Genomic DNA, 17414 nt, shown 5'->3' with positions numbered 1-17414 from the left:
GGCCGGGCCCAAACCTACCCACCCGGCTGTGCCAGAGTTGCCTGTGGCTCAGACGAAGGCCGCCGGAGTGGTGCTCGCGAGCGGAGCGGGTACCCGGGTCGGCGCGAAGCTCAACAAGGTCTATCTGCCGGTGGCGGGCAAACGGGTCGTCGCGTGGTCGCTCGACGCCTTCGCGCGAGTGCCCGGAATCGACGTGCTCGTGCTGGTCATCCGGCCGCAGGACACCGAACTCGCGCACGAGGTGCTCGCCGCGCATCCGGGCGAGGTCGAGCTTGTCCACGGCGGCGCGACCCGGCAGGGTTCGGAGCTGAACGCCTTGCGCCACATGGCTTCCCGCATCGAGAGCGGTGAGATCGACGCGGTACTGCTGCACGACGCGGCCCGCCCGCTCGTGACTCCGGAACTGATCGCGGACGTCCTCGACGGCACGCGGCGCCACGGGGGAGCGGTGCCCGGTGTCGCGGCGGACGACATCGTGCGCGTCGACGGCGACACCGTTTCCGGCGCGCTGCCCGGAGCGATCAGGGTGCAGACACCACAGGGTTTCCGTGCCGCCCCGTTGCTCGAAGCGTATGAAACGGCCGAGCGTGAGGGTTTCGTCGGCACGGACACGTCTTCGTGCATGGAAAGGTTCTCCGCGCTGCCGGTGCGGTGGGTTCCGGGCAGCGCGGAGAACCTCAAGATCACCTACCCGCACGACCTCGTTGTCGCCGAGCAGGTGATCGGCCGAGGTTAGGGATCTCCCTGGTCGGCCTTGGTCGGTATGGCGGGCAGGACGGTGACCGGCCGTCGTGCCTCCATCGGGATCACGCAGTCCGGATGTGGTTGCAGCAGCTGGATCGGCGCGGCGGTGTCGCCGGGCGGCGGAATGGTGAGCACGGCGCGCAGGGTCCAGTCGGCCGTCGAGTGGTACTGCCAGGACACGAGCGCGGGCCGGAAGACGTCGGTGTCGGCGACCGTGGTGACGCGGAAGGCGCTCGCCCGTTCTTCCCCGCGGAGGATGAGGACGTCGGCGCAGGTGTCCCACTGGAACACCGCGGCGCAGACCTCCGGTTCCTCCCGGGGGCCGAAGATGTAGACGACCCACCGGCGTCTTCGAAGCTCTTCGAGCAGTTCGTCGATGCTCAGATGGTTCATCGAGCCCCCCAACGGGTTTCGGGAACTTCTCGGAGAGTAACAGGTGTACTAGAGCACCGTCCAGAATGTGTACTAGTACGTAATAATGGGGTGTGAGCAGGATCCTTGGTGCTCGCCCATTGGTGTGCTAGAACGCTTGTGCGCACCGCGCGACCTTGTGAGGAGTCACCTTGCCCGCCGTCGATCGACCCGAACCGCCGTATCTCCAGATCGCGGGGAACATTCGCGACGACATCGTTTCGGGCAGGCTCAAGGAAGGCGACGCGGTTCCGTCCGCGCGCGAGATCGCCAGGAACTGGAACGTCGCGATGGCGACGGCGATGAAGGTGCTTTCGACACTTCGCGCCGAAGGTCTGGTCCGCGCGGTACGCGGGATCGGGACAGTGGTGCAGACCAGGGCGCTGCATCGGTCCGCGCACGATCGGACGATCTCGATCGCGCGAACCGGCAAGGTCTATCCACCGGGCCACTACGCGAAAATCCGCGAAGCGGGCCTCCTGCCGGCACCGGACAGGGTGGCCGGCGCGCTCGGAATCGATGAAGGTGCTCCGGTGATCCGGCGGCGAAGGACCACGTACGCGGCCGAAGGCAGGCCGGTGTCGACGTCGGTTTCGTGGTTCGACGGAGCTGTCGCGTCGAAGGCGCCTTTGCTGTTCGAGCCCGTGCGGATCGTCGAAGGCACGGTCAAATACGTGGCGGACCGGACGGGCCGGGTACTGGCCGCGACTCATTCTCAGCACGCCGCGGGGCTGGCGGGTGCCGAGGAGGCGGCGGAACTCGGCGTGGCCGAAGGTTCGGCGATTCTGTTGAGTCGCAACAGGTTCTTGTCCGCCGAGGGTGACGTACTCGAGTACGGCGAATCGGCGGCCTTGCCGGACCACTGGATTTTCTACGAATACAACATCGAGGACGGGGCATGAAGCACATTCACGCGGGTAAGGTCCGGGACCTTTACGAAATCGACGGCGACATTCTGCTCGTCGCGTCGGATCGCGTTTCGGTCTACGACGTCTCGCTGCCGACCCCGATCCCGGACAAGGGCGCGCTGCTGAACCAGCTTTCCGCCTGGTGGTTCGAAAAGATGGCCGACGTGGTGCCGAACCACGTCGTCTCCACGACCGACGTGCCCGCCGAATTCGCCGGCCGCGCCATGCGCTGCAAGCCGCTGAAGATGATCCAGGTCGAGTGCATCGCGCGCGGCTACCTCACCGGTCTCGGCATGCGCGAATACCAGCGCGACGGCAAGGTTTCCGGGGTCGAGCTGCCCGCCGGTCTGGTCGAGGCGGACAAGCTGCCCGAGCCGATCTTCACGCCCACGACGAAGATCTCCGACACCGGGCACGACGAGTTCATGACCTTCGCCGACGTCGTGAACGAGATCGGCCAGGAGACCGCGGACCGCATCCGCGATCTGACGCTCGAGGTCTATACCAAGGGTGCGGAGCACGCGGCGAAGAACGGCATCATCATCGCCGACACCAAGATCGAATTCGGTTTCGACGCCGACGGCGTGCTGACCCTCGGGGACGAGGTCCTCACGTCGGACTCGTCGCGGTTCTGGCCCGCCGACGAGTACGAGCCGGGCCGGACGCAGCACGCGTTCGACAAGCAGTTCGTCCGTGACTGGTCCACCACGACCGGCTGGGACAAGACGCCGCCCGGACCCGCCATCCCGGCCGAGATCGTCGAGGCGACCCGCAAGCGCTACACCGAGGTCTACGAAAGGATCACCGGGAACACCTGGATTCCCGGTGGTGGTCATGCCTGAACAGCAGGTCTACGACCCGTACCGGCTGATCGACGACGTCGAGGGCCTGCTGATCCAGCGGGGCCACGCACCGGTGCGGCTCGACGGCCGGACCGGTGACCGGGTCGCCGGCGCGAGCAGGTTGTTGCGGGGCTTGGGAATCGATCCCTTGCGCGCGCCCGGTGACGCGCTCGACCTCGACGGTCAGATCGCGTACCAGTCCCGCGTGCACGGCGACTGACAGCATTTAGCCGACTAAACGCGGGGAAAAGCGCCCGCGTTTAGTCGGCTAAATGCGTTCCGGGGATCAGGGGGAGCGGGTCAGCGTCGGGTCGGTCTCGGTGACGCCGTCGAGGGCCTCGTCGATCGCGGCGAGCAGATCCGCGTCCAGCTTCACGCCGGCCGCCTTCACGTTCTCGTGCACCTGCTCCGGCCGCGAGGCGCCGATGATCGCCGAAGCGACGTTCGGGTTCTGCAGCACCCACGCCACGGCCAGCTGGGCCATCGTCAGGCCCGCCTTCTCCGCGATGGGCTCGAGCCGCTGCACGCGCTCGAGGACGTCGTCGTTGAGGAAGCGGGCGACCATGTTGGCGCCGCCCTTCTCGTCGGTCGCGCGGGAGCCCTCGGGCAGCGGCTGACCGGGCTTGTACTTGCCGGTGAGCACGCCCTGCGCGATCGGCGACCAGACGATCTGGCTGAGGCCCTCACGCTCGGAGGCCGGGACGACCTGCGCCTCGATGACCCGCCACAGCGCGTTGTACTGCGGCTGGTTCGAGATGAGGGGCACGTTGAGCTCGCGCGCGATCGCCGCGCCCTGGGTGATCTGCTCGGCGGTCCACTCGGAGACGCCGACGTAGAGCACCTTGCCCTGGCGGACGAGGTCGGCGAAGGCGAGGAACGTCTCTTCGAGCGGGACGGTCCGGTCGAACCGGTGCGCCTGGTAGAGGTCGACGTAGTCGGTGCCGAGTCGCTTCAGCGAAGCGTTCGCCGACTCCATGATGTGCTTGCGGCCGAGGCCCTGGTCGTTCGGGCCCTTGGGGCCGGTGGGCCAGTAGACCTTGGTGAAGATCTCCAGGCTTTCGCGGCGCAGGCCCTTCAGGCCGCGGCCGAGTACCGATTCGGCGGCCGTGTTCGCGTAGACATCGGCGGTGTCGAAGGTGGTGATGCCGACGTCGAGCGCCGCCTTGATGCAGGCCTGGGCCTGGTCCTCTTCCACCTGGGACCCGTGGGTGAGCCAGTTGCCGTACGAGATCTCACTGACATTGAGGCCGCTGCGGCCCAGTCGTCGAAACTCCATGGGCGCGACTCTACCCCAGGCCGTTAGCGTCGCTAACGACCTGCGTTTCGCCTGTTCTCAGACCTTGTCGCCGGGGCTCACCCGCGGCTTGGGGACCCGCAGCTTGCGGATCTGGCTCGCCCGGATGAAGGAGTACCAGCCGACGGAGGTGCCCTTGATCGTCTCGTTCGGGAACTTCAGGCGGACCATCTTCGCGATCCGGCGCCCGCTGAGGAAACCTTCGACGATCATGCCGAGCAGCATCACGGTGCACAGCAGCGTCGCGTACCGCTGGACCTCGGGGTACGGCAGGATCAGCGCGACGAACACCAGGATCGCCAGCGGCATGAACAGGCCGAGCAGGTTGCGCCGCGAGTCGACCAGGTCACGGATGTACGCCTTGACGGGGCCGCGGTCGCGGGGGAGCAGGTACTTGTCCTCGCCCGCCATCATCCGCTCGCGGCGTTCCTTGGCGGCGTTGCGCTGCTTCTGCTTGTACTCCGGGTCGGCCTTCGCGGACTTGCGGAGCTCCTTGTTGCGCTTCATCGCCTCCCGCATGGTGGTCGGCGGGGGCGCCACCGGGCCGCGGCGCTTGGCTTCGGCCTCACGACGCTTGGGCGTGGCCTTGCCCTTGCCCGGCGTATACGCCTTGGCCTGGACCTCGACGGCCTGGGTGTCGGGCGTCTCGGTGTCCGTCGTGGCGGAGTCTGTGGTGCTACGGCGCAGGAACCTCACCTCACCAGGGTAGTTGCAGGCGTCACGGTGCCACGCACCAGGCCGAGCGATATGTCACCATGGAGGGGAACAGATCGGGACTCCGACGTGTTGGACCATGTGCAAGACGAGTACCCGCAGCGAGTTCGACCAGAGGGAGAACCATGACGACCGCTGAGCAGGCAGCCGCAGCTCAGGCCGAAACCGCCGAGGAGACCCACGGCGTCACGTTGACCGACGCCGCCGCCAGCAAGGCGAAGGCCCTGCTCGAGCAGGAGGGCCGCGACGACATGCACCTGCGCATCGCCGTCCAGCCCGGTGGGTGCGCCGGCCTGCGCTACCAGCTGTTCTTCGACGAGCGCACGCTCGACGGCGACCTGTTCCGTGACTTCGACGGCCTCCGTGTGGCCGTCGACCGGATGAGCGCGCCGTACGTGTCGAGCGCCGTGATCGACTTCGTCGACTCGATCGAGAAGCAGGGCTTCACGATCGACAACCCCAACGCGACCGGCAGCTGCGCCTGCGGCGACAGCTTCCACTGATCCGCGTCGAGGCATGAAGAAGGGCCGCGAACCTCACCCAGGTCGCGGCCCTTCTTCATGCCCGGAGCGGATCAGACGTAGGCGTCCAGATCGGCGACCTGGGCGAGACAACGCTCGTCCACGGTCCAGGGCGGAGCGCTCTCCCGGGGCAGGGGCATGTTCTCGGCCTGGAGGGACGACGGGATACCGGCACAGTCGGCGATGAGTTCGCCGATCGATTCCGGTTCGAGGTGATACGCGGAAGTGGTCACGAACGACAAGCTAATGACTCATGGTGGAGTCGGACACCACTACCAACCGGTAGTGTTGACGGCCGTGCCTGAAGCAACCCGTATGGGGCATGACCTGCGGGTAACTTAGCCGTCCTCGCTCCCGCGGGGCCGACCGAACAAGGAGAACCGGTGGCAGCCAGCGCCAGGATCGCGGTATCCGGCAGTATCGCAACCGACCATCTCATGCACTTCCCGGGCAGGTTCGCCGAGCAGCTCATCGCCGAGCAGCTGCACCGGGTGTCCCTGAGCTTCCTGGCGGACGATCTCGTCGTGCGGCGGGGCGGGATCGGCGCGAACATCGCCTTCGGTCTCGGGGTGCTGGGCAAGAGCCCGATCCTGGTCGGCGCGGTGGGCTCCGACTTCGCCGACTATCGCTCGTGGCTCGAGCGGCACGGCGTCGACACGGCCGGGGTGCTGGTGTCCGAGGTCGCGCACACCGCCCGGTTCGTCTGCACCACCGACGAGGACCTCTGCCAGATCGCGACCTTCTACGCCGGCGCGATGGCCGAATCCCGCAACATCGAGCTGGCGCCGGTCGCCGCGCACGCCGGCGAACTGTCGCTCGTGCTGATCAGCCCGGACGACCCCGAAGGCATGGTCCGGCACGCCGAGGAATGCCGTCAGCGCGGCTACACCTTCGCCGTCGACCCCTCGCAGCAGCTGGCCCGGATGGACGGCGCGCAGGTGCGCGCCTTCGTCGAGGGCGCGAAGTACCTGTTCAGCAACGACTACGAATGGGAACTGCTGCTGCAGAAGACCGGCTGGACCGAGGCCGAGGTCCTCGACCGCGTCGGCATGCGCATCACGACGCTCGGGGAGAAGGGCGTCGAGATCATCGGCAAGGACGGCCTCGCGCTGCAGATCGGCGCCGTCCCGGAACGCGGCAAGGTCGACCCGACCGGCGTCGGTGACGGCTTCCGCGCCGGGTTCATCGCGGGTATCGACGGCGGGCTCAGCCTGGAGCGTTCGGCGCAGCTGGGCTCGCTGATCGCCGTGCTGGTGCTGGAGACCGTGGGGACGCAGGAGTGGTCCTTCGACCGCGCCGACGTCCTGGGGCGGCTCAAGGAGGCCTTCGGGCCGGAGTCCGCCGAGGAGATCGCGGCGATCCTGCCGGAGTGAGCTGAAGGCAAGTCCGTGAAGGCCTCCTTGAGGGACCCAGAGTCCCTCAAGGAGGCCTTCACGGACTTGGGGGCTCTCAGCTGCGACCGGTCAGGATGGTGGCGAGTTCGGCGGGCCGGGACATCTGCGGGCAGTGCCCCGCGTCGATCTCGATCGCGGTGACCCCGAGTCGTTCCCGGGCGGCCCGCCGCAGCCAGTCCGGCCGGAGGGTGCGGTCGCGGGTGGGGACGATCACCGTCGACGGGATCTCCGGCGCCGCCCCGGCGGGATGCGCCGCGAGCACCGCCGGGTTGAACAGCCGCAGGCTCTCGAGCGCCGGCCGTTCGGTTTCGGGATCGCAGTCGTGGAAGAGGAACTCCGACGCCTTCTCGGGATCCGCCGTCGGGTCCACGCCGATCCAGTCCGGTGCGAGCACGTCCCGCGCCTCGTCCCGCAGGCTCCGCCCACCGGCGAAATCGGGGATGTAGGCGGCGACCCACACCAGCGCCCGCGCGTCGAGGGCTTCGGCGATCGCGGGCAGCAGGACTCCCGCGCCGGAGTGCGCCACGACCACCGGCCGCTCGCCGTCGTACTGGTCTCGCGCGTGCTGCGCGTAGCCCTCGACCGGCAGTTCCCGCGGGGTCAGCAGATCCACCGCGATCGTGCGGTGCCCGGCGGCGGTGAGCAGCTTCGCCACCCTGTCCCAGCCCGCCGGGCTCTGCGTCGTGCCGTGCACGAGGACGAAGTCCATCGCTCCATGCTGGCCTCCACCGGGTGAACGGTGAAGGCCGGCGTCACGAGTCGTGACTAGAGTTTCACCGGGTAGACGGGTTCCGGCACCTCGGGCTTGATGCGGTTCTCGACGAAGATGCCGTGCCACAGCATGAACACCAGCAGCGCCCACAGCTGACGGCTGCGGTCGAGCTGCCCGGCCTTGTGCTCTTCGAGCAGCGCCAGGACGGCCTTCTTGTCGAGCAGCGCGTCGGTCTGCGAGTCCGAGATGATGCCCTTGGCCCAGTCGTACATCTCGTTGCGCAGCCACAGCCGGATCGGCACCGGGAAGCCCAGCTTGCGCCGGTTCAGCACGTGGCCGGGGATGATCTTCGCCAGCGCCTGGCGCAGCGCGTACTTCGTGGTGCCGTGCGCGAGCTTCTGGTCGAGCGGGATGGTCGAGGCGACCTTGAACACCTCGGCGTCGAGGAACGGCACGCGCAGTTCCAGCGAGTTCGCCATGGTCACCTTGTCGGCCTTGACCAGGATGTCGCCGCGCAGCCAGGTGTAGAGGTCGACGTGCTGCATACGTGCGACCGGGTCCCAGTTCTCGGAGATCTTGTACCAAGGAGCGGTGACGTCCTTGAAGCCGATCCCGTCCTCGTACGTGCGCAGCACCTTGCGGAGCTGGTCGTCGCGGAAGTTGCGCGCGTTGCCGTAGTAGCGGTCTTCCAGCGGCAGCGCCCCGCGCCGCAGCAGGTCCTTGCCGCGGGTGCCCTCCGGGATCTTCGTGGAGACCTTGCCGATGATCTTCCGCATCCCGCCGGGGATCTTCTCGAACGGCGCCAGCGAGATCGGCTCGTTGTAGATCGTGTAGCCGCAGAAGAGCTCGTCGGCGCCTTCGCCCGACAGCACCGCCTTGACGTGCTTGCGGGCTTCGCGCGCGATGAACCAGAGCGGCACGAGCGCCGGGTCCGCCACCGGGTCGTCGAGGTACCAGACGATGAGCGGCAGCGCCTCCATCATCTCGTCCGCCGACACCGTGCGGACCACGTGCTTCACGCCGATCGCGGCGGCCGATTCGGCGGCGACGTCGACCTCGGAGTAGCCCTCGCGCTCGAACCCGGTGGTGAAGGCGATCAGGTTCGGGTTGTGCTCCTTGGCCAGCGTCGCGGTCGCCGTGGAGTCGATGCCGCCGGAGAGGAACGCGCCGACCGTGACGTCCGGGTCGGAGATCATGTGCTTGCCGACCGAGTCGCGCATCACATCGGCGATCCGCTCGTACAGCTCGTCGGCCTCGGCCTGGCTGTTCACCGGCTTCGCGTTGAACGTCGGGTGGAAGTACCGCGTGAACTCGACGTCACCGCCGGGGACCACCCGGAACGACGTGCCGGACTCGACGCGGCGGACACCGGTGTGCATCGACTCGGGTTCCGGCACGTACTGCAGCACCAGGTAGTGCTGCAGGGCCGTCTTGTCCAGCTCGTCCTGGACGCCGAGCACGCTCGAAAGCTCCAGCAGGCTCTTCTTCTCGCTGGAGAAGGCGACCTTGCCGGGGCCCGCCGAGTAGAACAGCGGCTTGATGCCGAACGGGTCCCGCGCGCCGAAGACGACCTTCTCCTGCGAGTCCCAGATCAGGAAGGCGAACATGCCGCGCAGCTTCTTGACCGCCTCGTCGCCGAGGTAGTGGTACGCCGCGACGATGGCCTCGCCGTCGCCTTCTGTGGCGAATTTCGCACCATGCTCGGCGGCCAGCTCGTCACGCAGCTCTTTGTAGTTGTAGATCTCGCCGTTGAAGTTCAGCGTGTAGCGCTCCGGCGCCTCCGGCGGCCCCCACACCAGCGGCTGGTGGGCGTGGTCGACGTCGATGAACGCCAGCCGGTTGAAGCCGTAGACCACCTCGGCGTCGGCCCAGGTGTCGTGCTCGTCGGGGCCGCGGTGCCGCTGGCAGCGCATGGCCGCGTCGACGGCGTCACGGGCGCTCGCAGCGTCGGCTTCGGTCGAACAGATCAGTCCAAGCAGGCCGCACACGTCTAGTTCACACACCTCTTGTTGGCCGAGCGGGGAGAAGGGCCCAGTATGCCGGTGGGTGTGTACACCCCGATGTGGTGGGGGATACGCGTGTTGGGGTTACCCCTTAGTCAGCGCGGCGCCGCAACTCGGCTAGGCTCCGCCTGTCACGAAGATCGGTCGAGGAGGCTCTGGGTGAAAGGGCAAGGCGCAGTGGGAAATCCAGAGCGCACCCCAGTTAAGCGGGCTGGTCGCGTCGCAGCGCTCGCCGCGCTGGTGATGCTGACCGCGACGGGCTGTTCCGGGGACGAGATCCTCCGCTTCGGCTGGCCGGTCGGGGTGACCCCGCAGGCGCACGACATGCGCACCTTGTGGACGTGGACCGTCATCGCCGCGCTGGCCGTCGGTGTCATCGTGTGGGCGCTGATCTTCTGGACCGCGATCTTCCACCGCAAGAAGAAGACCGCCGACGGCGCGGAAGAGGAACTGCCCCGTCAGTTCCAGTACAACATCCCGCTGGAGATCTTCACGGTCGTCGTCCCGACGATCATGGTCTGCGTGCTGTTCTTCTTCACCGCGACCACCGAGAACCGCGTGCTCGCCGAGACGGAGAACCCGGACGTCACGGTCGACATCGTCGCGTTCCAGTGGAACTGGGAGTTCAAGTACAAGAGCGACTCCAAGAACCACGAGGACCCCGAGATCACCACGGTAGGCAGCTCGACCGAGATCCCGCTGCTGGTCCTGCCGACGAACAAGACGATCCAGTACAACCTGCGGTCGGCCGACGTCATCCACTCGTTCTGGGTGCCGGAGTTCCACTTCAAGCGGGACGTCATGCCGGACCCGGAGAAGAACAACCAGGACTTCACCTTCCAGAACTCGATCGACAAGGAAGGTTCGTTCGTCGGCCGCTGCGCCGAACTGTGCGGCACCTACCACTCGGGGATGAACTTCGAGGTCAGGGCGCTCTCGCCGGACAAGTACGCGCAGTACATCCAGCTCCGCGGCACCGTGAACCCGAAGAGCGGCAAGCCGAACACGGCTTCCGAGGCGCTGACGGCGATGAACTGCGGCGAACTGTGCTCGCCCTACGCCGTCACCACCACCCCGTTCAACACCGACCGCACCGCGCGGGTCGCGTCCAACTGACCCGGCTGTTCGAGCCCGAAACAGGAGTGAGGCAACGTCCATGAAGGTCGAAGGACGGATTTTCTTCCTCGTCGCGGTCTTCTCCGTCATCGTCGCGGGTATCTACGCGTACATGACCGGAACGATGACCCGGGACGGCGTCGAGCCGGTCGGTGTGGTGGCCCTGATCCTCACCGGTGGCCTGGCCTTCCTGGCCGGGAGCTACCTGCAGTTCGTGGCGCGGCGCATCGAGCCGCGGCCGGAGGACCGGGAAGACGCCGAGATCAGCGACGGTGCGGGTGAGCTGGGCTTCTTCAGCCCGGGCAGCTACTGGCCGATCGGTCTCGCGGCGGCCGCCGCGCTGACCGGTGTCGCGCTCGCGTTCTTCCACGTCTGGCTGCTGATCATCGCGCTGGGCCTGGTCATCATCGCCATCGGCGGGCTGGTGTTCGAGTACCACACCGGTCCGAACCACGAGTGACGTTCTGACGCCGGAAGCGGCGCCTCGGTCTCCGGACCGGGGCGCCGCTTTTCGCATTCAGAGGACTAAACGCGGGCGGGCTGGGGTTCGGGGCGAGGGGCTCGCGTGCGCTTCGGGGCCAGCGCGGCCGCCAGGACGGCCAGCATCCCCACCCCTTCCGGCCAGGTCGGCCGGTGTCCGTAGGCGAGGACGTCGACGACCACCGCGACCACCGGATAGACGTAGGACAGCAGCGCCACCGTCGTGGTCGGCAGCTTCCCGATGCTCGCGTACATCAGCACGTACATCAGCGCGGTGTGCACGGTCCCGAGCAGGACGAGCCACAGCAGCCCTGAGGTATCCGTGGGCAGCGGCGTGACCAGCAGGGTGGGCGCGAGCACGATCGTGCCGGTCACGAGCTGTACGGCCGCGAGGACGTGCGGGCGGACGTGCGTGAGCTGCTTCGCGACGAACGAGGCGCCGGCGTAGAGCGCGGCCGCGCCGAGGGCGAGCGCGATCCCCGCCAGCCGGACGGGTTTGCCGTCGGCGCCGTGCGCGGACAGGGAGATGAGGGTCACCCCGCCGAACGCGATCAGCGCCCGGACCAGCTGGCTCTTCGCCATCTTCTCGCCGAGGAACGCCGCGGCGAGACCGACCAGCATCAGCGGCTGCGTGTGGTAGACGACGGTGCTGACCCCGATCGACGACAGCGAGTACGAAGCGAACAGCAGCACCCAGTTCCCCACCAGGAACAGGCCGCCGAGGACCGCGAGCAGCAGGTCGCGGCGGCTGAGCGTCCACGGACGCAGCCAGCCGCGAGCCGCGCTCCACACCAGGAGCAGCAGGCCGCCGACGAGGCTCCTCGCGAACGCCACGGCGGGGGCGTCGGCGCCGCTTTCGAGGACGACGGCGCCGATCGTGCCGGACAGCGCCATCGCGGCCGTCCACTGCAACACGGGGTTGTTCTTGTTCATGGCGACCACTTTCGCCCTCGTTTGCGCGTTCAACCAGTGTCAGAGATGACACCGACCGCAAAACTTGTGACACACTGCCCGGATGGATGTGAAGAAGGTCGCGGTGGTGCTCGCCGACCAGGTCTCGCCGTTCGAACTCGGCGTCGCCTGCGAGGTCTTCGGCACCGATCGCAGCGCCGACGGCATCGAGGGCTGGGACTTCGCGGTCTGCTCGCCCGGCGGCGCGAACGTCCTGAGCTGGTCCGGTTTCGGGCTCGATGGGTTGCGGGACCTGGACTTCGCGGCGTCCGCGGATCTGCTGATCGTCCCGACCTGTGCGCCCCGCAGCGCGAGCCCGCCGGAGCCGGTGCTCGAGGTCCTGCGCGACGCGGCGAGCCGAGGTGCCTGGGTCGCCGGCTTCTGCGCGGGCGTCTTCTCACTCGGCTACGCGGGGCTGCTCGACGGGCGCAACTGCACCGTCCATTGGGTCTACGAGCAGGAGTTCCGGTCGCGCTTCCCGACGGCGAAGGTCGACCCGAAGGCGTTGTACGTCGACGACGGCGGCGTTCTCACCAGCGCGGGAACCGTGGCCGCCGTCGATCTGTGCCTGCATCTGGTGCGGGAGCTGCGCGGTGTCGCCGCGGCCACGACACTGGCCAGGCGGATGGTCGCGGCGCCGCACCGGGTCGGCGGGCAGGCGCAGTTCGTGCAGGCGCCGGTGCCCGAGACCGCCGCGCCGGACGACACCGTGCTCGCCGAAGCGCTCGAATGGATCGAGCGGCGGTTGGACCGGCCGTTCACCGTCGCGGAGCTCGCCCGCCGCAGCGGTCTGGGGGAGCGCACGTTCCTGCGCCGGTTCTCGGCTGCCACCGGCACGACGCCGCACCGATGGCTCACCGAGCGCCGCCTGGACCGGGCGCAGTCCTTGCTCGAAGAAGGCCGTCTGTCCATTGAGGACATCGCGGTCGCCTGCGGATACGCCTCGGCCGCCGCGCTGCGGCATCAGTTCGGCAAGCTGCGGGGGACCAGCCCGAGCGCGTACCGCAGGACCTTTTCCGCAGGCTAGAAGGAGATTTCCTGTCCAACTGTCACTTGGACGTGGTCGGGGACCTCGTCGTGCTCGTCGCCGACGGAGAGCGTGCCGGTCGGCTCGAACAGCAACAACGACGCACCGTCCACTGAGGACGGTTTGTGGAACGTCCCGCGCGGGACGACGAAAACCGAACCGCGCGGCAGGGTGACGACGCGTTCGCCGCCCTCTTCCCGCAACGCGATGTCCAAGGTGCCGTCGAGAACGAGGAAGAACTCGTCGGTGTTCTCGTGGACGTGCCAGACGTGCTCGCCCGCGACCTTGGCGAGACGGACGTCGTAGTCGTTGACGTGGGCGACGATCCGGGGGCTCCAGATCTCGTCGAACCCGGCCAGCGCGGTTTCCAGATCGATCGGCTGCTTGCTCATACCCCGATCCTCGTCACTGGACCGCCGGAGCAGTGAGTGCTAGGAATCGCATATGTCGCATGATTCCTCGCACAAGGTCGCCATCCTGGTCGACGAGGGCTCCAACCCCTTCGAAATGGGCGTCGCGACCGAGCTCTTCGGCCTGCGGCGGCCGGAGCTGGACAGGCCTTGGTACGACTTCACGGTGTGCGCGGCCGAGCCGTCCGTGCGGATGCATCTGGGCATGTTCACCCTCACCGGGGTCGCGGGGCTCGAAGCCCTGGAGACCGCCGACACGGTGATCGTGCCCAACCGGCCCGATCCGGAGAGCCCGGCCAGGGAGTCGGTGCTGGAGGCTGTTCGCGCCGCGTCCGAGCGGGGTGCCCGGCTGGTGAGCTTCTGCACGGGCGCCTTCACCCTCGCGCGCGCCGGGGTCCTGGACGGGCGCCGCGCGACGACGCACTGGAAATGGGCCGGACGGTTTCGTGAGCTGTTCCCCGAAGTGCTGCTGGAGCCGGACGTGCTCTTCGTCGACGACGGCGACGTCCTGACCGCGGCAGGCAGCGCGGCCGCGCTCGATCTGGGGCTGCATCTGATCAGCCGTGACCACGGCGCCGAGATCGCGAACGCGGTGAGCAGGCGGCTGGTGTTCGCCGGGCACCGGGACGGCGGGCAGCGGCAGTTCGTCGAACGTCCCCTGCCGCCGGTGCCGGACACGTCGCTGGCGCCGGTGCTCGCGTGGGCGCGGGAACGGCTGGACCGGCCGCTCACCGTCGCCGACCTCGCCGCGCGGGCGGCGGCCAGCCAGGCGACGCTGCACCGGCGGTTCCGCGCCGAACTGGGGACGACGCCGCTGGCGTGGCTCACGACGGAACGGATCGCGCTGGCGTGCCGGCTGATCGAGCGTGGGGAGCAGCGGCTGGACCGGGTGGCGCGGGCTTCGGGGTTCGGGACCGCTGCGAACCTGCGTACGCAGCTTCGGCGGGCTACTGGGCTGACGCCTACGGCTTACCGGGCGCGCTTCAGCACCGCGTCGTGACCGGTCGCCGATGCCATGAAAGGTCCTTTCCTTGCAAAATTTGCAAGGAAAGGACCTTTCATGGCGCGCTCTTGAGGGGCGGCGTCCGGCGGGGTGCCGATGGTCGCCGAATGTCATGAAAGGGCCGTTCAAGACGAAAAACGTCCTGAACGGCCCTTTCATGACATTTGCGGGACCGAGGGCAGGGCGGGCGCAGGTCAGGCGAAGGCGATCCACCGGTTCAGCAGGTCCGCGGCGGCGCCCGAATCGATGGCCGACGCCGCCCGTTCGAGCCCGGCCGCCAGATCGTCTTCCAGCGATCCGGAGAACCCGGCGAAAGCCGCCAGCGCGGCAGCCGAGTTGAGCAGCACCGCGTCCCGCACCGGCCCGGTCTTCCCGGCCATCACCTGGCGGAACACGTCGGCGTTGTGGGCGGCGTCCCCGCCGCGCAGGTCGTCCGCGGTCGCCCTGGCGATGCCCAGCGAAGCGGGGTCGAAGCTCCGCTCGGTGATCTCGCCGCCGGAGACCACCCACACCGAACTCGTGGTCGTGGTGGTGAGCTCGTCCAGGCCGTCGTCGCCGCGCACGAGCAGCACGGTCATGCCGCGCCGCGCGAACACCTCGGCCAGCACCCGGGTCTTGTCCTGATACGCGCAGCCGATCAGCGAGCTGCGCGGCTGCGCCGGGTTGGTCAGGGGACCCAGCAGGTTGAACGTCGTCGGCACGCCGAGCTCGCCGCGGGTCGGGCCCGCGTGACGCAGGGCCGGGTGGAACTTCGGCGCGAAGCAGAAGCCGATGCCCAGCTCGTTCACGCTGCGCTGGACCGTCTCCGGCGGCAGGTCGATCGTGACGCCGAGCTCCTCCAGCACGTCCGCCGCGCCGGATTTCGACGACGCGCTCCGGTTGCCGTGCTTGGCCACCGGGGCACCCGCCGCGGCCGTCACCACCGTGGCCATGGTGGAGATGTTGACCGAATTCGACCGGTCGCCGCCGGTGCCGACGATGTCCACCGACGGCCGGTCGATGGTCACCCGTTTGGCGTGCGCCAGCATGGCGTCGGCCATACCGGAGATCTCCGCCGGTGTCTCACCCTTCGCGCGCAACGCGACGGCGAATCCGGCGATCTGGGACGGCGTCGCCGCCCCGCTCATGATCTGGTCCATCGCCCACGCGGTGTCCTGCTCGGACAGATCCGCGCGCGCGATGAGCTGGTTGAGCAGGGACGGCCAGGTCTTGGCGGTCACGGCTCAGCCGTGCACGGCCGGCACCCGCCGGGCGCGCAGCACGTCGGCGACGGTCTCGGCGGCGGTCAGCGGGTCGAGCGGGTGGACCAGCACCGCGTCGGCCTGCGACCAGGTCGCGAGCCAGCGGTCGTCCTTGCGCCGCACCGACACCACGATCGGCGGGCAATCCTCGATCTCGTTCTTCAGCTGACGGGTCAGCCCGATGCCGCCGGTCGGCTGGGCCTCGCCGTCGAGGATGGCCAGGTCCACGTTGCCCGCGTCCATCTCGACGAGGACCTCGGAGATGCCGGACGCCTCGGTGTAGTCCACCCGGCCGAGGTCGGCGGCGGGCCTGCGGCCGACGGCGTTGATGATCGCCTCGCGCACCTCCGCCTTGTGGCTGAACACCAGGATCCGCATCGCCTGCTCGCCCATGAGCGCGCCTCCGCCTCGTCTAGTCATGTCGACCCCGCGATGTTATCCGCCATGACCGACATCACGTGGACGCACCCGACGGCTGGAGCGCGTCCCAGCCCAGGGAGTCGCCGCCGAGCCGTTGCGCGAGCCCCGCCATCCGTGACCGTTCCTGCGCGCAGTGCAGCGCGTCGAGGGTCTGGACGCGCAGTGCGTGCGCGAGGGCGGACTCCCCGTCGGATGCCTGTTCTCGCAGCTCCCAGCCGTCCTGGGCGAGGATCGAGGCCGCCTCCGCCACCTTTTCGGGCGGCAGCTTCAAGTGATGCCGCAGGATCGCGGGCGCTTCGGCGACCCAAGCGGGTGATCTCGCCAACGCCGAAGAATCCGCCTCGGCCGGATCGAACGCCTCCACGACGATCTCCACGCCGGGCGTGTCGATCGTCAGGCTCGGCGCGGAAGGCTTCCTGACCAGGTCACGAAGCCGATCTAGTAAACCCATGAGTAGCCCGGTTCCCACTTTCGTTCAGATGTGACCCGACACGCACGCGACCCGCCGTGGACCCACCCGGCGGGCGCCATGCGTGAGAGGACATAATGCGACGCGTGACAACGGCAGCTCCCACCATCAGCCAGCGGGTCCACTCGCTGAACCGGCCGAACATGGTCAGTGTCGGCACCATCGTGTGGCTGTCCAGCGAACTGATGTTCTTCGCCGGACTGTTCGCCATGTTCTTCACCGTGAAGGCGCAGAACGCGACCGGCCAGTGGCCGCCGCCGCTGCACGGTGAGCCCTTCGAGTTGAACGTCGCCTTGGCGATCCCGTTCACGGTGATCCTCGTGGCGTCCTCGTTCACCTGCCAGTTCGGCGTGTTCGCCGCCGAAAAGGGCGACGTCTTCGGCCTTCGACGCTGGTACATCATCACGTTGATCATGGGCGCGATCTTCGTCGGCGGCCAGGGTTACGAGTACCTCCACCTGATCGAAGAGGGGATGACGATCCCGTCCGGCCCGTTCGGCACGGTCTTCTTCCTCGCGACCGGGTTCCACGGCCTGCACGTCATCGGCGGGCTCATCGCGTTCGTGTACCTGCTCATCCGCACCAAGCTGAGCAAGTTCACCCCGGCCCAGGCCACCTCGGCGATCGTCGTGTCGTACTACTGGCACTTCGTCGACATCGTGTGGGTGGGTCTGTTCGCGGTGATCTACATCCTTCCGTGAACGAAGCCGCCACCACGACCTATCGGCCTGAACTGACAGCAAGGGTTGCCGCA

The 17414-nt window shown here is 68.2% G+C and carries 22 protein-coding genes; 11 read left to right on the top strand and 11 right to left on the bottom strand.

What is annotated here, in order from left to right; translation table 11 throughout:
• The first annotated feature begins 67 nt into the window (after positions 1-67).
• A complete protein-coding gene (locus DMC64_RS23985) occupies positions 68-736 on the top strand; it encodes a 2-C-methyl-D-erythritol 4-phosphate cytidylyltransferase (RefSeq protein WP_037344706.1) in 669 nt (222 codons plus the stop codon).
• Here DMC64_RS23985 and DMC64_RS23980 read toward each other — a convergent pair.
• Positions 733-1137, bottom strand: coding sequence for a hypothetical protein (locus DMC64_RS23980; protein ID WP_037344708.1), 405 nt, complete (start codon positions 1135-1137; stop codon positions 733-735). The genes DMC64_RS23985 and DMC64_RS23980 overlap by 4 nt on opposite strands.
• Positions 1138-1307: 170 nt before the next feature.
• On the opposite strand from DMC64_RS23980, the gene DMC64_RS23975 reads away from it, so the two are divergent.
• The 3 genes from DMC64_RS23975 to DMC64_RS23965 are packed head-to-tail and all read left to right on the top strand — an operon-like array spanning position 1308 to position 3125.
• A complete protein-coding gene (locus DMC64_RS23975) occupies positions 1308-2057 on the top strand; it encodes a GntR family transcriptional regulator (protein WP_125735347.1) in 750 nt (249 codons plus the stop codon).
• Entirely contained in the window at positions 2054-2905 is an 852-nt protein-coding gene (locus tag DMC64_RS23970) for a phosphoribosylaminoimidazolesuccinocarboxamide synthase (protein WP_037344713.1), read from the top strand. The genes DMC64_RS23975 and DMC64_RS23970 overlap by 4 nt, the downstream gene beginning before the upstream one ends.
• The gene (locus DMC64_RS23965; RefSeq protein WP_016336063.1) at positions 2898-3125 is read left to right on the top strand and encodes a hypothetical protein; all 228 of its coding nucleotides are present in this window, start codon (positions 2898-2900) and stop codon (positions 3123-3125) included. The genes DMC64_RS23970 and DMC64_RS23965 overlap by 8 nt, the downstream gene beginning before the upstream one ends.
• Before the next feature lie 66 nt (positions 3126-3191).
• Here the strand turns inward: DMC64_RS23965 and DMC64_RS23960 are convergent, their stop codons facing one another.
• Together DMC64_RS23960 and DMC64_RS23955 are read right to left on the bottom strand one after the other, a co-directional pair.
• Complete coding sequence (locus DMC64_RS23960) at positions 3192-4181, bottom strand: aldo/keto reductase family protein (protein WP_037344716.1); 990 nt, start codon at positions 4179-4181, stop codon at positions 3192-3194.
• A gap of 57 nt (positions 4182-4238) precedes the next feature.
• Positions 4239-4895 (bottom strand): DUF3043 domain-containing protein, encoded by a 657-nt coding sequence (locus tag DMC64_RS23955; protein WP_016336061.1) that lies wholly within the window; start codon positions 4893-4895, stop codon positions 4239-4241.
• Between the two features lie 143 nt (positions 4896-5038).
• On the opposite strand from DMC64_RS23955, the gene DMC64_RS23950 reads away from it, so the two are divergent.
• On the top strand, positions 5039-5416 hold the full coding sequence (locus DMC64_RS23950; protein WP_016336060.1) for an iron-sulfur cluster assembly accessory protein: 378 nt from the start codon (positions 5039-5041) through the stop codon (positions 5414-5416).
• Positions 5417-5487: 71 nt separating this feature from the next.
• Here DMC64_RS23950 and DMC64_RS23945 read toward each other — a convergent pair whose 3' ends face one another.
• A complete protein-coding gene (locus DMC64_RS23945; RefSeq protein WP_016336059.1) occupies positions 5488-5676 on the bottom strand; it encodes a hypothetical protein in 189 nt (62 codons plus the stop codon).
• A 141-nt stretch (positions 5677-5817) separates the two neighbouring features.
• Between DMC64_RS23945 and DMC64_RS23940 the strand changes: the two genes are divergently transcribed.
• Positions 5818-6807 carry a carbohydrate kinase family protein gene (locus DMC64_RS23940; protein ID WP_125735346.1) on the top strand — a complete coding sequence of 330 codons (990 nt, stop codon included), beginning with the start codon at positions 5818-5820 and terminating at the stop codon, positions 6805-6807.
• Positions 6808-6883: 76 nt separating this feature from the next.
• Here DMC64_RS23940 and DMC64_RS23935 read toward each other — a convergent pair whose 3' ends face one another.
• Positions 6884-7537, bottom strand: coding sequence for an alpha/beta fold hydrolase (locus DMC64_RS23935; protein WP_125735345.1), 654 nt, complete (start codon positions 7535-7537; stop codon positions 6884-6886).
• A 56-nt stretch (positions 7538-7593) separates the two neighbouring features.
• Positions 7594-9528, bottom strand: coding sequence for an asparagine synthase (glutamine-hydrolyzing) (gene asnB, locus DMC64_RS23930; RefSeq protein WP_125735344.1), 1935 nt, complete (start codon positions 9526-9528; stop codon positions 7594-7596).
• A gap of 192 nt (positions 9529-9720) precedes the next feature.
• On the opposite strand from asnB, the gene DMC64_RS23925 reads away from it, so the two are divergent.
• Together DMC64_RS23925 and DMC64_RS23920 are read left to right on the top strand one after the other, a co-directional pair.
• On the top strand, positions 9721-10659 hold the full coding sequence (locus DMC64_RS23925; RefSeq protein ID WP_034321399.1) for a cytochrome c oxidase subunit II: 939 nt from the start codon (positions 9721-9723) through the stop codon (positions 10657-10659).
• A 40-nt stretch (positions 10660-10699) separates the two neighbouring features.
• Positions 10700-11119, top strand: a complete 420-nt coding sequence (locus tag DMC64_RS23920) for a cytochrome c oxidase subunit 4 (protein ID WP_037344731.1) — start codon at positions 10700-10702, stop codon at positions 11117-11119.
• Between the two features lie 65 nt (positions 11120-11184).
• Here the strand turns inward: DMC64_RS23920 and DMC64_RS23915 are convergent, their stop codons facing one another.
• Positions 11185-12072: a DMT family transporter gene (locus DMC64_RS23915; RefSeq protein WP_125735343.1), complete on the bottom strand. Its 888-nt coding sequence runs from the start codon at positions 12070-12072 to the stop codon at positions 11185-11187.
• Positions 12073-12154: 82 nt separating this feature from the next.
• Between DMC64_RS23915 and DMC64_RS23910 the strand changes: the two genes are divergently transcribed.
• Positions 12155-13117, top strand: coding sequence for a GlxA family transcriptional regulator (locus DMC64_RS23910; protein ID WP_125735342.1), 963 nt, complete (start codon positions 12155-12157; stop codon positions 13115-13117).
• On the opposite strand, the gene DMC64_RS23905 is transcribed toward DMC64_RS23910, so the two are convergent.
• Positions 13114-13509 (bottom strand): cupin domain-containing protein, encoded by a 396-nt coding sequence (locus tag DMC64_RS23905; RefSeq protein WP_037344733.1) that lies wholly within the window; start codon positions 13507-13509, stop codon positions 13114-13116. The genes DMC64_RS23910 and DMC64_RS23905 overlap by 4 nt on opposite strands.
• Positions 13510-13561: 52 nt before the next feature.
• Between DMC64_RS23905 and DMC64_RS23900 the strand changes: the two genes are divergently transcribed.
• The gene (locus DMC64_RS23900; RefSeq protein ID WP_125735341.1) at positions 13562-14527 is read left to right on the top strand and encodes a helix-turn-helix domain-containing protein; all 966 of its coding nucleotides are present in this window, start codon (positions 13562-13564) and stop codon (positions 14525-14527) included.
• 197 nt (positions 14528-14724) lie between these two features.
• Here the strand turns inward: DMC64_RS23900 and trpD are convergent, their stop codons facing one another.
• From trpD to DMC64_RS23885, 3 genes are all read right to left on the bottom strand, one after another.
• Positions 14725-15750, bottom strand: coding sequence for an anthranilate phosphoribosyltransferase (gene trpD, locus DMC64_RS23895; RefSeq protein WP_125735340.1), 1026 nt, complete (start codon positions 15748-15750; stop codon positions 14725-14727).
• Between the two features lie 3 nt (positions 15751-15753).
• On the bottom strand, positions 15754-16164 hold the full coding sequence (locus DMC64_RS23890) for a hypothetical protein (protein WP_016336048.1): 411 nt from the start codon (positions 16162-16164) through the stop codon (positions 15754-15756).
• Positions 16165-16225: 61 nt separating this feature from the next.
• Entirely contained in the window at positions 16226-16642 is a 417-nt protein-coding gene (locus DMC64_RS23885; protein WP_125735339.1) for a hypothetical protein, read from the bottom strand.
• A gap of 95 nt (positions 16643-16737) precedes the next feature.
• Between DMC64_RS23885 and DMC64_RS23880 the strand changes: the two genes are divergently transcribed.
• On the top strand, positions 16738-17361 hold the full coding sequence (locus tag DMC64_RS23880; RefSeq protein WP_081975967.1) for a heme-copper oxidase subunit III: 624 nt from the start codon (positions 16738-16740) through the stop codon (positions 17359-17361).
• The last annotated feature ends 53 nt before the right edge of the window (positions 17362-17414 follow it).

Source organism: Amycolatopsis sp. WAC 04197, from assembly GCF_003947475.1.
GTDB lineage: Bacteria > Actinomycetota > Actinomycetes > Mycobacteriales > Pseudonocardiaceae > Amycolatopsis > Amycolatopsis japonica.
This window is presented reverse-complemented; position numbering and strand designations above follow the sequence as displayed.

Coding starts and splice junctions, on each gene's coding strand:
- DMC64_RS23890 (WP_016336048.1), bottom strand. CDS start 16,164: ATGGGCGAGCAGGCGATGCGGATCCTGGTGTTCAGCCACAAGGCGGAG.
- DMC64_RS23900 (WP_125735341.1), top strand. CDS start 13,562: ATGTCGCATGATTCCTCGCACAAGGTCGCCATCCTGGTCGACGAGGGC.
- DMC64_RS23980 (WP_037344708.1), bottom strand. CDS start 1,137: ATGAACCATCTGAGCATCGACGAACTGCTCGAAGAGCTTCGAAGACGC.
- DMC64_RS23935 (WP_125735345.1), bottom strand. CDS start 7,537: ATGGACTTCGTCCTCGTGCACGGCACGACGCAGAGCCCGGCGGGCTGG.
- DMC64_RS23910 (WP_125735342.1), top strand. CDS start 12,155: ATGGATGTGAAGAAGGTCGCGGTGGTGCTCGCCGACCAGGTCTCGCCG.
- DMC64_RS23915 (WP_125735343.1), bottom strand. CDS start 12,072: ATGAACAAGAACAACCCCGTGTTGCAGTGGACGGCCGCGATGGCGCTG.
- DMC64_RS23970 (WP_037344713.1), top strand. CDS start 2,054: ATGAAGCACATTCACGCGGGTAAGGTCCGGGACCTTTACGAAATCGAC.
- DMC64_RS23920 (WP_037344731.1), top strand. CDS start 10,700: ATGAAGGTCGAAGGACGGATTTTCTTCCTCGTCGCGGTCTTCTCCGTC.
- DMC64_RS23885 (WP_125735339.1), bottom strand. CDS start 16,642: ATGGGTTTACTAGATCGGCTTCGTGACCTGGTCAGGAAGCCTTCCGCG.
- DMC64_RS23965 (WP_016336063.1), top strand. CDS start 2,898: ATGCCTGAACAGCAGGTCTACGACCCGTACCGGCTGATCGACGACGTC.
- DMC64_RS23905 (WP_037344733.1), bottom strand. CDS start 13,509: ATGAGCAAGCAGCCGATCGATCTGGAAACCGCGCTGGCCGGGTTCGAC.
- DMC64_RS23880 (WP_081975967.1), top strand. CDS start 16,738: ATGCGACGCGTGACAACGGCAGCTCCCACCATCAGCCAGCGGGTCCAC.
- DMC64_RS23960 (WP_037344716.1), bottom strand. CDS start 4,181: ATGGAGTTTCGACGACTGGGCCGCAGCGGCCTCAATGTCAGTGAGATC.
- DMC64_RS23950 (WP_016336060.1), top strand. CDS start 5,039: ATGACGACCGCTGAGCAGGCAGCCGCAGCTCAGGCCGAAACCGCCGAG.